Consider the following 15,672-nt stretch of genomic DNA (forward strand, 5'->3'; position numbering starts at 1 on the left):
AAGCTATCCGAGTACGAGCACGGATGGCGGGAGGGCGGAGGGAGCAGGAACAAGCCCCCCCCCCCCCCCCCCCCCCCCCCCCCCCCCCCCCCCCCCCCCCACGCCCTGCTGCCCGCCGATCGCCTACTTGCGGATCAGGCTGCGGAGCACGTACTGCAGGATGCCGCCGTTGCGGTAGTAGTCGGCCTCGCCGGGGGTGTCGATGCGGACGACCGCGTCGAACTCCACACCGGTGTCGGTGGTGACCTTGACCGTACGGGGGGTGGTGCCGTCGTTCAGCTCGGTGACGCCGGTGAAGGAGAAGGTCTCCTCGCCGGTGAGGCCGAGGGTCTGGGCGCTGTGGCCCTCGGGGAACTGGAGCGGGAGGACGCCCATGCCGATGAGGTTGGAGCGGTGGATGCGCTCGTAGGACTCGGCGATGACGGCCTTGACGCCCAGGAGCGCGGTGCCCTTGGCCGCCCAGTCGCGGGACGAGCCGGAGCCGTACTCCTTGCCCGCGAGGATCACGAGCGGGATGCCGGCGGCCTGGTAGTTCTGCGAGGCGTCGTAGATGAACGAGACCGGAGCCTCGTCGGCGGTCGCCGCCCGCGTGAAGTCGCGGGTGTAGCCGCCCTCGGTGCCCGGCGCGATCTGGTTGCGCAGGCGGATGTTGGCGAACGTGCCGCGGATCATGACCTCGTGGTTGCCCCGGCGCGAGCCGTAGGAGTTGAAGTCGCGGCGCTCGATGCCGTGCTCCGTGAGGTACTTGCCGGCCGGGGTGTCGGCCTTGATGGCGCCGGCCGGGGAGATGTGGTCGGTGGTGACCGAGTCGCCGAGCTTGGCGAGCACCCGCGCGCCGGCGATGTCCTCGACCGGGGTCGTCTCCATCGTCATGCCCTCGAAGTACGGGGGCTTGCGCACGTAGGTGGACTCGGCGTCCCACTCGAAGGTGTCGCCGGTGGGGATGGACAGCGCCTGCCACTGGGCGTCGCCCGCGAAGACGTCCTGGTAGGACTTGTTGAACATGTCCTCGCCGATGGCGTTCGCCACGACCTCGTTGACCTCGGCCTCGGAGGGCCAGATGTCGGCCAGGTGGACCGGCTCGCCGTTCTGGTCGACGCCGAGGGCGTCCTTGGTGATGTCGACCTTCATCGAACCGGCGATGGCGTACGCGACGACCAGCGGCGGGGACGCCAGGTAGTTCATCTTGACGTCGGGGTTGATCCGGCCCTCGAAGTTGCGGTTGCCGGAGAGCACCGAGGTGACGGCGAGGTCGTTGTCGTTGACCGCCTTGGAGACCTCGTCCGGCAGCGGGCCGGAGTTGCCGATGCAGGTGGTGCAGCCGTAGCCGACGAGGTTGAAGCCGACCTTGTCGAGGTAGGGGGTCAGGCCCGCCTTGTCGAAGTAGTCGGTGACGACCTTGGAGCCCGGCGCGAGGGTGGTCTTGACCCACGGCTTGCGGGTCAGGCCCTTCTCGACCGCCTTCTTCGCCACGAGCGCGGCGGCGACCATGACGTACGGGTTCGAGGTGTTGGTGCACGAGGTGATCGCGGCGACGGTGACGGCGCCGTGGTCGAGCTCATACGTCGAGCCGTCGGGGGCCGTGACGGTGACCGGGTTGGACGGCACGGAGGCGCCGGTGGAGGAGGCGTGCTCGGGCGCGCCGGCGCCGTTGTCGTCACTGCCGTAGGCCGGGGCGTCGCTGGCCGGGAAGGACTCGTCGCCGGCCTCGTCGACTGGGGAGCTCTGCTCCTTGGCCGGCTGCGGGACGGGCGCGTCGACGTAGTTGAGGACGTCCACGGCGAACTGCTCGGCGGCGTCGGCCAGCACGATGCGGTCCTGCGGGCGCTTGGGGCCGGCGATGGAGGGGACGACCGTGGAGAGGTCCAGCTCCAGCTTCTCGGAGAAGTCCGGCTCGGCGGCCGGGTCCAGCCAGAGGCCCTGCTCCTTGGCGTACGCCTCGACGAGGGCGACCTGCTGCTCGTCGCGGCCGGTCAGACGCAGGTACTTCAGCGTCTCGTCGTCGATCGGGAAGATCGCGGCGGTGGAGCCGAACTCCGGCGACATGTTGCCGATGGTGGCGCGGTTGGCGAGCGAGGTGGCGGCGACGCCCTCGCCGTAGAACTCGACGAACTTGCCGACGACGCCGTGCTTGCGCAGCATCTCGGTGATGGTCAGCACGAGGTCGGTGGCGGTGGTGCCGGCCGGCAGCTCGCCGGTCAGCTTGAAGCCGACGACGCGCGGGATGAGCATGGAGACCGGCTGGCCGAGCATCGCGGCCTCGGCCTCGATGCCGCCGACGCCCCAGCCCAGCACGCCGAGGCCGTTGACCATGGTGGTGTGCGAGTCGGTGCCGACGAGGGTGTCGGGGTACGCCTGGCCGCCGCGGACCATGACGGTGCGCGCCAGGTGCTCGATGTTCACCTGGTGGACGATGCCGGTGCCGGGCGGGACGACCTTGAACTCGTCGAAGGCGGTCTGGCCCCAGCGCAGGAACTGGTAGCGCTCCTTGTTGCGGCCGTACTCCAGCTCGACGTTCTGCGCGAACGCCTCGTTGGTGCCGAACTTGTCGGCGATGACGGAGTGGTCGATGACCAGCTCGGCCGGGGCCAGCGGGTTGATCTTCGCCGGGTCGCCGCCCAGCTCCTTCACGGCCTCGCGCATGGTGGCGAGGTCCACCACGCACGGCACGCCGGTGAAGTCCTGCATGATCACGCGGGCCGGCGTGAACTGGATCTCCTGGCTGGGCTGCGCCTGGGAGTCCCAGTTGCCGATCGCCCGGATGTGGTCGGCGGTGATGTTCGCGCCGTCCTCGGTGCGGAGCAGGTTCTCCAGCAGGACCTTCAGGCTGTACGGGAGGCGCGCGGAGCCCTCTACCTTGTCCAGCTTGAAGATCTCGTACGACTCGTCGCCCACGCGCAGCGTGCTGCGGGCGTCGAAGCTGTTCGCCGACACGACAGTCTCCTTCTTCAATGTGCGCGTATCCCCGCGCCGCGCCTCCAGGGGCGGCGGGCGCCGCGATGTGCCGCTACGGCCCCGACCATCCGCTAAGGTAAGGATTAGTTAGGTAACCCTTACCGGGCGGCGGCTGCGGTGCGCCTCGGCAGATATCTCGATGTCGAGATAACTCTAGTACATCGCCGCCTCCCGGTCATGCCCAGGTGCCCCCGACCGCCCCGCCCAAGCGCGTCGACCGCTCGGCGGACGAGCCGTTCCGCCTTCCGCCTCGGGGGCCCGGTCGGGCGGGCGACAGCACCGCGGCTCCGGACGGCCGGGGCGGGTCCGGCGGGGCCGTGCCGTCGAGCCCGTTCCGCGCGCCTTCGTCGCCACGGCGAGGACCGCCTGCCCCTGCCCCTGCCCCCGACCGGCGCGTCCGGCCGCCGCGACCCGCCGCACTCCCTGGGCCCTCCAGGAGTTCTCGGGGGCGCTCGGCGGGCCGCCCGCGGAACTCCCTAGGATCGTCGCCGTCGCCGTGGGTCGCCGCCCCCACGGGACGACGCGTCCTCGGTCGGCGGCGCGCGGGAGGCGTTGATGAGCTCGTTCGATGTGCTGCTGGATGACGAACGCACCCAGCTCGACGCGTTCGTCGAGGACTACCGGAGCGCCCTCGAGGCGACCCTCACCGGCCTCACCGAGGAGCAGGCCCGCCGCCGGCTCGTCGCGTCGGCGACGACGCCGCTGGGGCTGGTCAAGCACGTCACGTGGATGCAGCGGGTGTGGTTCGAGGAGTGCGTCGGCGGCACACCCCGTCGGGAGCTGGGCCTGGTGCTGAACCCGGACGAGTCCTTCCGGCTCGCCGACGACGACACCGTCGCCTCCGTCACGGCGGCCCACCGGGACGCCTGCGCGACGGCTCGGGCGGTGGTCGCCGGCCTGCCGCTGGACGCCGTCGTGACGGGTCACCGCACCGGGCCGCGCACGCTGCGCTGGGTCTACCTGCAGGTCCTGCGCGAGCTGGCCCACCACTGCGGGCACGCCGACATCCTGCGCGAGCAGCTCCTCGAAGAACGGTCACGCGCCCCTCGATGAGGACCGCTCGACCCGCGCCGTGACGCGTCGCCCTCGACGCCGCGCCCGGCGGGCGCGGTCCCGTCGACGCCTGTGCGGCCGTACGGGGCCGCCGGCCCCGGACGGCCGCGCCTCCCGCGCCCCGCACCCCCGTCCGGGGGAGGATGGCAGCGCGGGCGCCTTCCGGCGACCCGGTCGGCGGCCGCAGGAGCACGGGGCGCGGGAACCGGGGCGTACGGCGACCGTTGCACTCCCGTCACTCGAACGGCACACCCCCACACCATTCTCATCTCATATCTGAGATAACCTGCCGACATGTCAGACGACTACCTCGTACGCATCGGCAAGCTCATCCGTGACGCCCGTCAGCACCGGGGCTGGACCCAGACGCAACTGGCCGAGGCGCTCGCCACCAGCCAGAGCGCCGTCAACCGCATCGAGCGCGGTAATCAGAACATCAGCCTTGAGATGATCGCCCGTATCGGTGAGGCCCTCGACAGCGAGATCGTGTCGCTCGGTTACGCCGGGCCCATGCACCTGCGGGTCGTCGGCGGCCGCCGGCTCTCCGGGGCCATCGACGTCAAGACCAGCAAGAACGCCTGCGTCGCGCTGCTGTGCGCCTCGCTCCTCAACAAGGGCCGCACGGTCCTGCGCCGGGTCGCCCGGATCGAGGAGGTCTTCCGGCTCCTGGAGGTGCTGAACTCCATCGGGGTGCGCACCCGCTGGGTCAACGACGGCGTGGACCTGGAGATCGTGCCGCCCGCGCACCTGGACATGGAGGCGATCGACGCCGACGCCGCGCGCCGCACCCGCTCGATCATCATGTTCCTGGGCCCGCTGCTGCACCGGATGGAGCAGTTCACCCTGCCGTACGCGGGCGGCTGCGACCTGGGCACCCGCACGATCGAGCCGCACATGATCGCGCTGCGCCGGTTCGGCCTGGAGATCGCCGCCACCGAGGGGCTGTACCACGCGCAGGTCGACCGCTCGGTCTCCCCCGGCCGGCCCATCGTGCTGACCGAGCGCGGCGACACCGTGACCGAGAACGCCCTGCTGGCCGCCGCCCGCCACGACGGGACGACGGTCATCCGCAACGCCTCCTCCAACTACATGGTCCAGGACCTCTGCTTCTTCCTGGAGGCGCTGGGCGTACGGGTCGACGGCATCGGCACGACCACGCTCACCGTGCACGGCGTCCCGCGGATCGACGTGGACGTGGACTACTCCCCCTCCGAGGACCCGGTCGAGGCGATGAGCCTGCTGGCCGCCGCCGTGGTGACGGAGTCCGAACTGACCATCCGCCGGGTCCCGATCGAGTTCCTGGAGATCGAACTCGCGGTCCTGGAGGAGATGGGCCTCGACTGCGACCGCACCGCGGAGTACGTCGCCGACAACGCCCGCACCCGGCTGGTGGACCTGACCGTGCGCCCCTCCAAACTGGAGGCGCCGATCGACAAGATCCACCCGATGCCGTTCCCCGGCCTCAACATCGACAACGTCCCCTTCTTCGCGGCCATCGCGGCCTCGGCGCACGGCCAGACCCTGATCCACGACTGGGTCTACGACAACCGCGCGATCTACCTCACCGACCTCAACCGCCTCGGCGGCCGCCTCCAACTCCTCGACCCCCACCGGGTCCTGGTCGAGGGCCCGACCCGCTGGCGCGCCGCCGAGATGATGTGCCCGCCCGCCCTGCGGCCCGCCGTGGTGGTGCTGTTGGCGATGATGGCGGCGGAAGGCACCTCCGTACTGCGCAACGTCTATGTGATCAACCGCGGTTACGAGGAGTTGGCGGAGCGGCTGAACTCGGTCGGCGCGCAGATCGAGATCTTCCGCGACATCTGACGGGTGGGGTGTCGTGCCCCTTGGGGGCGAGGGGCACGACGCCACGACATGCCGGCTGACCAGGGTCTATCTACCCTCACCACCTTTCACTGATCACCGCTGCCTTTCAGCGCCTTGTGCAACGCGCGTGCGATATGATTCCGCGCGACTGACGATGCGTCAGTCCCGCCTGAGTGCCGTCAGCCTAGACGGAGAATGGCCGCCGAAGCGGCCTCGGAACGCTGGATGCCGGTCGGCACAGCCGGCCTCGCCGCGAGACCAGCACGAGCGCCGCGTGATCGCCACCGAAAACTGGCCGTGCCAGGCCGTCGCCGACCTCGCCGCCGGACGGGACACCCGCGAGCGGATCCTGGCCGCCTGCCGTGACGAGCGGCGGTCGCCGAGGTCAAGGGTGTCCAGGTCGTGAGTGCGCCGGCCGGGTGACAGACCGAGAAGGTTCAGGCGGATGCCGAAGGTCGCGTGTTGCACCTCGACGCCGGCCGCCGACGCGGCGGCGTCGACCCTCGAGACGGCTCCCCCGTACCCCACCGCCACCGGCGACTCGCGGGGTGGGGCGAGGGGTGGCGATGACGCGGGGCCGCGGGGCCGAGAGAACGGGACGTGCCGTACTGCGCGAACAGCTCGGACGGGGAAACGCGGCACTGGAGGCATCGGGCTCAGAACCCTCCTGCTCCTCCCAACCGTCCCGAGGCGAAAGATGAAGCCTGACGTGGAAGCTCCGCAGAAGCCCGGGCTATCGGTCCCACCCTGATCCGCACGGTCATCCGGTGACGGTGGCGGGCGCGTCGTCCCAGGCCAGTGAGGACATCCTCCACCCTGACGGGGTCCGGACGAATTGGGTGGTCTTGTGGCCGGAGCCCTCGAACCACTCGCCGTGATGGAAGCCGGACTTGCGGTATTCGCTGAACCGGTGCGCGATCGATCCGAAGATCTCGGTCCGCTCAGCGACCTCCCATTCGCGGAACTCCGTCAGCGTCCCATCTGTGAGCATCTTCTGCCGAGGCTCGATGAACGCCTCGAGGTCGTAGACCACGGGCTCGTCCCCGACGTTCGCGATGATCCTGCCCTGCGGAATGAAGACGTCGCGGATGGCCCCGAGGTCCGGCTGGCTGTCGTCGGTGTTGGTGAAGGCGCCGACGAACACGCGCATCAGCCGATCGAGCTCGGCCTGGACGCGGGACCCGGACACTTCCCCGAGAGAGGGCCATTCTTCGGAAAGGACCGACCAGACTTCACTGTCGTGCCGCACACCTCGATACGAAGAACGCTGCCGCAGCACGCCGTCGCGGGTCATGCCCAGCCGGCGCGCGACGGCGACGCTGCGGGTGTTGCCCGCCGCGACCCACCATTCGACGCGGCTCATCCCGCGTTCCTGGAAGGCCCAGTCGATCAACACCCGGCAGGCCCGGGTCACCAGGCCCCGCCCCTCCCCGGCCAGCTCCAGCCAGCAGCCGATCTCGCACACCCCGGAGGCGCTGTCGAAGCGGGTGAACATGACGCCGCCGACCAGCGTGCCGTCCAGCCAGATCCCGTAGATCCGGCCGGTGTCCTCGGCCAGACGGTCGGCGTAGCGCTGGAGGGAAGCCGTGGCCGAGTCGAGGTCGGCGCTGAACGTCGCCCAAGGTATCCACGGGTCCACGGAGACCCGGGCGCGGTCGATATGGGCGAGGAACTCCCGTGCCTGCCAGGGCTCCAGGGGACGAAGTCGGGCATGGTCGCCGAGCGGCAGGGTGAACATGGGAGCCTCGCTCTCTGGATGCATAACAAGCGTTCGGTACGTAAGCTAGCAGCATGTCGCCCGCACCCGGAGACCGTGAAGCCCGCCGCGAGGATGTGTCCGAGGCGGTGTGGCACGTACTCGCCGACAAGGGGTTCGGCGGGCTGACCCTGCGTACCGTCGCCGCTGCGATGGGGGTCTCGACGGGGATGCTCACGCACTACTTCCCGACCAAACGGGCCCTGATCACGCACGCCTTGGACCTGCTGGAGAAGCGCACCGCGGAGAGGCCCCGCCGCGCGCGTCCCGCCGCGGGCCTCGCCACCGTGCGCGCCATGCTCCTGGACATCCTGCCGCTGACCCCGGTCGACACCGCCCGCAACCGCATCTGGGTCAGCTCCTGGGACCTCTCCCTCGCCGACGACGGGCTGACCACGGAACAGGCCGACCGCTACACCCGGCTGCGCTCGACGATCCGCCCGCACCTCGAAGCCGCACGCGACCTTGGCCAGCTCCCCGCAGGCGCCGACCCGGGACAACTCGCCGCCACCGCCGTCGCCTTCACCCACGGACTCGTCGTCCAGGCCCTCTTCGACCCCGGCCGATTCCCCAAGGACGTACAGATCACCATGCTCGACGACTTCCTCGCCTCGACCGCGCTGCCCCGGTCCGACGGCGGCAGCCGACCGGTTCCAGGTATCAACGAACGGTCCCACTGATCAGAATGAGGTTCGCAGTCGTCTCAAGCAGATGATGCTGCAAACGGTCTGGAGCAGGACGAGGTGGAGGTCGGCACGTGTCTCGTAGCGGGTCCGCAGTCGTTTGAACGGGTGGAGCCAGGCGAAGGTCCGCTCGACGACCCAGTGGGTCTTCCCCAGGCCGGAACCGTGGACGGTGCCTTTGCGGGCGATCTTCGGTGTGAGGCTCGATCTCGGAGAAGGCGGCGGTACTTGTCGTAGTCGTAGCCGCGGTCGGCGAACACGCGCTTCGGCCGTCGGCGACGCCGCCCACGAGTCCCCCGGATCTGCGGTATCGCGTCGAGCAGGGGCATGAGCTGGGTGATGTCATGGCGATTACCGCTGGTCAAGGAGTCAGCCGGCGGTGTTCCGTGCCGGTCGGTGACCAGATGGTGCTTGCCGCCCGGGCGAGTCCGGTGGACCGGCGAAGGGCCGGTGTGAGCCCCCCTTCGAGCGCGCGGACGTGTGAGCCGTCGATCGCCGTGTCGTCCATGTCCAGCAGTCCTGCCTTGCGCGGTTCGCCCAGGAGGCTCCGGTGCGGACGTGGCCAGACTCCGGCCTCGGTCCAGTCCCGCGGCCGTCGCCAAGCCGTCACCCCGCCGCAGCCGATGCGTTCGGCCGGCACATCGGCCCAGCTCACCCCTTGGCGCAGCACATGGACGATCCCGCGAAGGGCGGCCCGGTCGTCCACCGGCAACCGGCACGGATAGCGGCGACGACGCGGCGGATGGGGCGGGAGCAACGGAGCCACGCGCTCCCACAGGTCATCAGGCACAAGATCAGCCGACATCCGCGGATGTCTGCCGCGGCCCCACCCCACAGCCAAGCCCCTCACTGAACTCATTCTGAATGATCAGTAAAGAACGGCACATTCCGGCCTACGGAACGACCTGTCCGCGCCTGCACTGAAGAACCCCCCGCGCAGGGGAACGTCGTATCACCCAGAGCGTCAGGAGCACCGCCTCACGCGGCGCAGGCTGCCCGCCCCGGACCTCGGACGCGGCCCGCACCGCTCCTTTCCAGCCTCCCTTGATGACAGGGGCATGATAAGCACGGAGCGATGGGCATAGTTCTGAGGCCCTCGGAGAACCTGCGACCGGCCACTCCGCCGGTCGCGGCCCCTCCCCGCTCTCGGTTCGAAGCGAGCCGAGTCCCCCACGAGTGAAGGGACAGCAATGCCGCAGTCCTCATGGCTGAAGGCGGCCGGCGCCGCCTTCGCGGTCGCCCTGGCCACAGCGACAGCAGCCCACGCCGCACCCGCGCCCGCACCGGAGTCGACCGCAGCGACAAGCGTGGCTGCCGTAGTGACACTCCGCTACGACGACAGCCGCGCAGGCGGCTGGGAAGCGGCGATCGCCGCCGGAGTCGCCTCGTGGAACCGGAACGTCAGCAACGTCAGGCTCGTCGAAGCCGCACCCGGCACCCGGGCCGAGATCCAGATCGTCGCCACCAGTGGCTGGCCGCAGGCGACACTCGGACCGGTGCGCCCGGGTGGCCAGGTGCGTGTCGAACTCGGCAGCCAGGCGGTGTCCCAGGGCTATGACAAGACCCGCATCGCCGCCCACGAGTTGGGGCACAGCCTGGGCCTGCCCGACACCAAGCCCGGCCCGTGCTCCCAACTGATGTCAGGGTCGACCGCGGGCACCAGTTGCACGAACGCGGTCCCGAACGCGACTGAACGATCCCGCGTCCAGTCCGCCTACGCCGGCGGCCTCGCCTCGCTCGTTCCCGCCGACGGCCGCACTCTGGTGGACGCGCCTTAGCCGGCGGGACGACCAGCGTGCGAGGTGTCCGGCCCACTCCGTGCGGCCGGACACCTCGCGCGCGTCGGATCACACCGCTGTCGTCCGATCCGGGTCGTCGAGGGGGGTGTTGACCCTCAGCCACCGGTAGCCGTACGGGTCCAGCGCGACCTCGACGAGGCCGGCGGCCGCCGACTTGAGGGTGTCACCGGTGAAGACATCGGTGAGCAGTCGGCCGCCCCTCAGTCCCGGGACCTCGACGGAGGCGGTGACGGACCGCTCGGAGAAATTGTGCAGCACGAGCACCGCGCCGTCCTCCAGCGAACTGAGGTGGACCAGCACGCCCGGATCGTCCGCGGCCATGACCCGGTAGTCGCCCCAGGCCAACTCGGGGGTCTCCCGGTAGCGCTCGATCAGCGTCCGCATCCGACCCAGCGGAGAAGCCGGGTCGTGCGCCTGGTCGTGCGCGTTGACCTTCGTCGGGCCGAAGGCACCCGTCACGACGGGATTGGGCAGCTCCACTCCCTCCCCCGCGGTGAAACCGCCACCCTTGTCGGGTGTCCACTGCATCGGGGTGCGGACGGCCTGCCGGCCCTCGGCCGCGAGGTTCTCGCCCATGCCTATCTCCTCGCCGTAGAACAGCACCGGTGTGCCGGGCAGGGAGAAGAGCAGGCTGTACGCCAGTTCCACGCGCCGCCGGTCGCCGTGGACCATCGGCGGCAGGCGGCGGCGCAGGCCCCGGTCGTAGAGCTGCATGTCCTTGTCGGGGCCGAAGGCGGCGAACACCTCGGCGCGCTCGTCGTCGTCGAGTTTGTCGAGGGTGAGCTCGTCGTGGTTGCGGACGAACGTCGCCCAGTGCGCGTCGCGGGGCGCCGCGGGGCGCTCCCGGAGAGCCGCCGCCAGAGGGGCCGCCTCGCCCCGCGCCATCGACAGGTACATCCGCTGCATACCGATGAAGTCGAAGCACATGGTCAGCTCGTCACCGCGGGAGGACTCCGAGTCGCCGAAGAACTTCGCGGTGTCCGGGTAGGGCAGGTTCACCTCGCCCAGCAGCACCGCGTCACCGCTGCGACGTCCGAGGAAGGCCCGCAGGTCGGCGAGGTACTCGTGCGGGTCGGGCAGCCGGTCCGCGTCCTCCTGGCCGTCGGTCTCCAGCAGGAACGGCACCGCGTCGACCCGGAATCCCGACAGTCCGAGCTGCGTCCAGAAGCCCATGATGCGCGCTATCTCGTCACGGACCGCCGGGTTGGCGACGTTGAGGTCGGGCTGCTGCTTGTAGAACCGGTGCAGGTAGTACTGCTCGGTGGTCTCGTCGTACTCCCACACGCTCTTCTCGACGTCGGGGAAGACCACACCGTCGGGGCCGTCCTCCGGCGGGCTGTCGCACCAGACGTACCAGTCGCGGTACTTCGACGTGCGGCTGGAGCGGGCGTCCTGGAACCACGGGTGGTGGTCGGAGGTGTGGTTGACGACCAGGTCGGCGATGACCCGGATGCCCCGGTCGCGGGCGGTGCGCACGAACTCGGTGAAGTCGCCCAGCGTGCCGAGCCGGGGATCGACGGCGTAGAAGTCGGTGATGTCGTAGCCGTCGTCGCGTTCCCGTGTCGGATAGAACGGCATCAGCCACACGCAGGTGACACCGAGGCGCACCAGGTGGTCGATGCGCTGGGTCAGGCCCGCGAAGTCTCCGATGCCGTCGCCGTCGGAGTCCTGGTACGTCTCCACGTCCAGGCAGTAGACGACCGCGTTCTTCCACCACAGGTCGGAGGTACGGGTCATCCTCATCGGACACCCTCCGCGACGGCGGCCGGGGGACGGGTGACGTTGAGCTGCGGCAGCACCTTCGCACCGAACGCGTCGATGAAGGCGCTCTGCTCCTTGCCGACGTGGTGCAGCATGACGGCGTCGAAGCCCAGGTCGGCGTACTCCTGGAGCCAGGCCGCGTGCCGGCCGAGGTCGTCGGAGATGTTGACGGACTCCGCGACCCGGTCCGGTGGGACGTGCTCGCTGACGTTGTCGAACAGCTCGGCCGAGTCCAGGTCCCAGCTCGCCGGCGGCCCGTGCACATTGGTGCGCCACTGGTCGTGGGCGAGTTCCTGGGCGGTCCCCAGGTCGGGGGCCCAACTGAGGTGCACCTGGAGGTGCAGCCGGCCGGCGCCACCCGCCGAACGGTAGGCGTCCACGATCCGGCGCAGCGTCTCGCGCGGCGCGTTGACCGTGATCAGGCCGTCCGCCCACTCCGCGCACCACCGCGCGGTCGCCTCGCTGCACGCGGCTCCCAACAACGGCGGCACCGTCTCCGGGCGCGTCCACAGCCGGGCCCGGTCCACGGTCACCAGCCCGTCGTGGCTCACCTCCTCGCCGCGCAGCAGCGCCCGGATGATGTCGACGCACTCGCGCAGCCGCGCGTTCCGGACGTCCTTGCGTGGCCAACGGTCGCCGGTTATGTGCTCGTTGGACGCCTCACCGCTTCCCAGCGCCGCCCAGAAGCGGCCCGGGTACATCGCGGCGAGGCTGCCGATCGCCTGCGCGACGATCGCCGGATGGTAGCGCTGGCCCGGGGCGTTCACCACTCCGAAGGGGATCCGGTCGGTGGCCTGGAGCGCCGCGCCGAGCCAGGACCAGGCGAAGCCGGACTCACCCTGCCGGACGCTCCAGGGCGAGAAGTGATCCGAGCACATCGCGGCGGTGAAGCCCGCGCCTTCCGCGCGTACGACGGCTGCCAACAGGTCGGCGGGAGGTACTTGTTCGTGGGAGGCGTGGAATCCGTAGACGGTCATGGGGTCCGCGTACCCGGTACCGGAGGGATCACCGGTCGCCGTCGCGCCCGCTCGGCTCAGTCGGTGCGCAGGTGCACCCTCGCCTCCCACGGGGCGAGCACGAGGCGGCCGGGCCGCGCGGGGGCCGAAGGGCCGTTGCCCATGACGAGTTCGGCGCCGTCCCATCCGGCGGGCATGACGGCGGAGGCTGTGTCGCCGGTGAAATTCCCGACGACCAGGAGCACTGTGCGGCCGTGCCGGCGTGTGAACGCGTAGATCCGCTCGTCGTCAGGCAGCAGCATCTTGAAGTCGCCGTGCACGATGGCCGGTTCCTGGTGCCGGAGGGTGATCAGCCGGCGGTAGTGGTGGTAGACGGAGCCGGGGTCCGCGAGGGCCGCTTCGGCGTTGACCTCGGCGTGGTCCGGGTTGACGGGGATCCACGGGGTGCCTGTGGTGAACCCCGCGTGCGGGGACGCGTCCCACTGCATGGGTGTACGGGCGTTGTCGCGGCCCATCGCCCGTAGTCCCGGCAGGACGTCCTCGGGTTGCGCCCCCGCGCGCAGCGCCTCCGTGTAGTGGTTCAGGGACTCGATGTCCCTGAAGTCCTCGATGGTGCGCAGAGGCGCGTTGGCCATGCCGAGTTCCTCGCCCTGATAGACGTACGGCGTGCCCCGGTGCAGGTGGAGCACGGTCGCGAGCATCGTCGCGGACCGGGTCCGGTGGCTCGGTCCGTCGTCACCGAACCGGGAGACCACCCGGGGCTGGTCGTGGTTGTTCCAGTACAGGCTGTTCCACCCGACGTCGGCGAGGCCGGACTGCCAGCGGCCGAGCGAGGCCTTGAGGTCGGTGAGCCGCAGCGGGCGGGGATCGAACTTGCCCCGCCCGTGGTCGAGCCCTACGTGCTCGAACTGGAAGACCATGTCGAGCTCGGCACGCGCCGGGTCGGTGAACAGGCGGGCCTGCTCGACCGTCACCCCGGGCATCTCCCCGACGGTCAGCAGCCGGCCCGGGTACCGGGCGATCACCTCGCGGTGCATCTCCTGGAGGTAGTCGTGTATGCGGGGTCCGCAGACGAAGTAGGGCGAGCCGTCACCGTACGGCCCCTGTTCGTGCACCTCGCCGTCGGGGAGGGCGGGGTCCTTGGAGATGAGGTTGACGACGTCCATCCGGAAGCCGTCCACGCCCCGGTCCAGCCACCAGCGCATCATCGCGTACACGGCCCGACGCATGTGGGGGTTCTCCCAGTTGAGGTCGGGCTGCTTCGGCGAGAAGAGATGGAGGTAGTACGCGTCGCTCGCCGCGTCCAGCTCCCAGGCCGCACCGGAGAAGAAGGAGCCCCAGTTGTTGGGTTCGCGTCCCTCACGTGGCGGACGCCACCAGTACCAGTCGCGCTTCGGGCTCGCCGGGTCACGTGACTCCTGGAACCACGGATGCTCGTCGGAGGTGTGGTTGACGACCAGGTCCATGACGAGTTTCATCCCGCGCTCGTGCACGGCGCCCACCAGCCGGTCGAAGGCCGCCAGGTCACCGAAGACGGGGTCGATGTCCTGGTAGTCGCTGATGTCGTACCCGTTGTCGGCCTGCGGGGACGGGTTGACGGGCGACAGCCAAAGCACGTCGACGCCGAGCCCGGACAGATGGCCCAGGCGTCCGGTGAGGCCGTCCAGGTCGCCGACGCCGTCACCGTCGGAGTCGGCGAAGCTGCGCGGATAGACCTGGTAGACCACCGCGGACCGCCACCACGCGTCCTCGGCGTGCCCTATGTCCTCGGCTGCCATCGGTGGACTCCTCTCGCCCGGGGTGGGGAACGTGAGTCTCCTTCCCCGGGGGCTGAGGTCATACCGCTCGGGGCGGCATCGCCGGCCGGGCGCCCGGGCTCCTCCGGGACGGACCGACCCGCTGGGGCCCGTCCCTGCGCGCACCGGCCGGCGCTTCTCGGCGAACTCCCGCGCGAGGTAGGTCGGACCTCGCCCCCCAGCGGTCCCGTACCGGAGGGCACAGCGGTCCGCTTCGAATCGGCAGGGGTCCGGGGACCTGATCACTCCGTGCGCCACGGGCCGGAGCCTCGTACCACGCCCAAGGAGACGACCCGCCTCACGGTGCGCGCCCGCCCTCCTCCCGCTCAGTCTGGTCGAGCTCGTGGAGCCCCCTCTCCCAGCGCGGACGGCGAACCTCGGCAGACTGCTCCCACCAGGGATCACCCCGCTCACCGAGCGCCGCCTTCCCGGTGTTCACGCGTTTCCGCGCCCGGCCCTCAGCCTTCGCGTCGGCGGCGCGGCGTGCGGCAGCCACCCCGCGGCGCGCCGCCATCAGACGATGCCGTAGGCGGGAGGCGACGTCCTCGGGGGATCTCCGAATCCGTCGCACGCCATCGGCGGTGGTCGACGACCACGTATCTGCCGTCCGGAGTCCGCTCCGGGTCCGCGGGAGGGTTCATCCTGGCCCCATTCCGCCGTGGGGTCGGGATTGCGAAGATATTTCCGAGACAACAGCCTTGATGGTGGGTTCCTTCAGGAAATCCACGAGCGCGAGCTCCACCCCGAACGCACTCTGCACCTGGGCTATGAATCGCAGGAGCTGCACCGAATCGCCACCGCTCTCGACGAAATCCTCGCCAGGGTCGGCGGCGGACAGGTCGAGGACATCGCACCACATCTCGGTGACTGCCTGCTCCAGCACAATGATATCCAGTTCTTTCGACACGTCGTTCCTCTTTCTCGGCTTGATTTCCACGGCCTTCCGGACAAGAAGAGTCTGTGCTAGCTTTCGGGTCACCCATCCCCGGACTTCAATATTTTCCCTGGGAGCGAGACAGATGGAACCCTTGAATCTTTCCGCCATAGAATTCGTGCACGGCGCTCCGGAAAAGCTGTCCCAATTGGATG

The 15,672-nt window shown here is 70.0% G+C and carries 11 protein-coding genes and 1 pseudogene; 5 read left to right on the forward strand and 7 right to left on the reverse strand.

Going from position 1 to position 15,672, the window contains the following annotated elements:
* Positions 1-123: 123 nt before the first annotated feature.
* Positions 124-2,934, reverse strand: coding sequence for an aconitate hydratase (locus tag ACZ6EJ_RS13320; protein ID WP_469266931.1), 2,811 nt, complete (start codon positions 2,932-2,934; stop codon positions 124-126).
* 576 nt (positions 2,935-3,510) lie between these two features.
* Here ACZ6EJ_RS13320 and ACZ6EJ_RS13325 point away from each other — a divergent pair.
* The 3 genes from ACZ6EJ_RS13325 to ACZ6EJ_RS13335 all read left to right on the forward strand — a co-directional run bounded on the left by ACZ6EJ_RS13325 (position 3,511) and on the right by ACZ6EJ_RS13335 (position 6,238).
* The gene (locus ACZ6EJ_RS13325) at positions 3,511-4,008 is read left to right on the forward strand and encodes a DinB family protein (RefSeq protein ID WP_469266932.1); all 498 of its coding nucleotides are present in this window, start codon (positions 3,511-3,513) and stop codon (positions 4,006-4,008) included.
* Positions 4,009-4,302: 294 nt separating this feature from the next.
* Positions 4,303-5,832 (forward strand): helix-turn-helix domain-containing protein, encoded by a 1,530-nt coding sequence (locus tag ACZ6EJ_RS13330; RefSeq protein WP_469266933.1) that lies wholly within the window; start codon positions 4,303-4,305, stop codon positions 5,830-5,832.
* 274 nt (positions 5,833-6,106) lie between these two features.
* On the forward strand, positions 6,107-6,238 hold the full coding sequence (locus tag ACZ6EJ_RS13335) for a hypothetical protein (RefSeq protein WP_469267025.1): 132 nt from the start codon (positions 6,107-6,109) through the stop codon (positions 6,236-6,238).
* A 354-nt stretch (positions 6,239-6,592) separates the two neighbouring features.
* On the opposite strand, the gene ACZ6EJ_RS13340 is transcribed toward ACZ6EJ_RS13335, so the two are convergent.
* Entirely contained in the window at positions 6,593-7,570 is a 978-nt protein-coding gene (locus tag ACZ6EJ_RS13340) for a GNAT family N-acetyltransferase (RefSeq protein ID WP_469266934.1), read from the reverse strand.
* A gap of 53 nt (positions 7,571-7,623) precedes the next feature.
* On the opposite strand from ACZ6EJ_RS13340, the gene ACZ6EJ_RS13345 reads away from it, so the two are divergent.
* Positions 7,624-8,268 (forward strand): TetR/AcrR family transcriptional regulator, encoded by a 645-nt coding sequence (locus ACZ6EJ_RS13345; protein ID WP_469266936.1) that lies wholly within the window; start codon positions 7,624-7,626, stop codon positions 8,266-8,268.
* On the opposite strand, the pseudogene ACZ6EJ_RS13350 reads toward ACZ6EJ_RS13345, so the two are convergent.
* A pseudogene (locus ACZ6EJ_RS13350) lies at positions 8,269-9,076 on the reverse strand (IS5 family transposase).
* A 385-nt stretch (positions 9,077-9,461) separates the two neighbouring features.
* Between ACZ6EJ_RS13350 and ACZ6EJ_RS13355 the strand changes: the two are divergent.
* Positions 9,462-10,049: a snapalysin family zinc-dependent metalloprotease gene (locus tag ACZ6EJ_RS13355; RefSeq protein WP_469266937.1), complete on the forward strand. Its 588-nt coding sequence runs from the start codon at positions 9,462-9,464 to the stop codon at positions 10,047-10,049.
* A gap of 69 nt (positions 10,050-10,118) precedes the next feature.
* On the opposite strand, the gene ACZ6EJ_RS13360 is transcribed toward ACZ6EJ_RS13355, so the two are convergent.
* From ACZ6EJ_RS13360 to ACZ6EJ_RS13375, 4 genes are all read right to left on the reverse strand, one after another.
* Positions 10,119-11,807, reverse strand: coding sequence for an alpha-amylase family protein (locus ACZ6EJ_RS13360; RefSeq protein WP_469266938.1), 1,689 nt, complete (start codon positions 11,805-11,807; stop codon positions 10,119-10,121).
* Positions 11,808-11,809: 2 nt separating this feature from the next.
* On the reverse strand, positions 11,810-12,808 hold the full coding sequence (locus ACZ6EJ_RS13365; RefSeq protein WP_469266939.1) for a TIGR03885 family FMN-dependent LLM class oxidoreductase: 999 nt from the start codon (positions 12,806-12,808) through the stop codon (positions 11,810-11,812).
* 56 nt (positions 12,809-12,864) lie between these two features.
* The gene (locus tag ACZ6EJ_RS13370) at positions 12,865-14,565 is read right to left on the reverse strand and encodes a glycoside hydrolase family 13 protein (protein ID WP_469266940.1); all 1,701 of its coding nucleotides are present in this window, start codon (positions 14,563-14,565) and stop codon (positions 12,865-12,867) included.
* A 655-nt stretch (positions 14,566-15,220) separates the two neighbouring features.
* Positions 15,221-15,490, reverse strand: a complete 270-nt coding sequence (locus ACZ6EJ_RS13375; protein ID WP_469266941.1) for an acyl carrier protein — start codon at positions 15,488-15,490, stop codon at positions 15,221-15,223.
* Between the last annotated feature and the right edge of the window lie 182 nt (positions 15,491-15,672).

It is taken from the genome of Streptomyces sp. NPDC041970 (assembly GCF_055588985.1).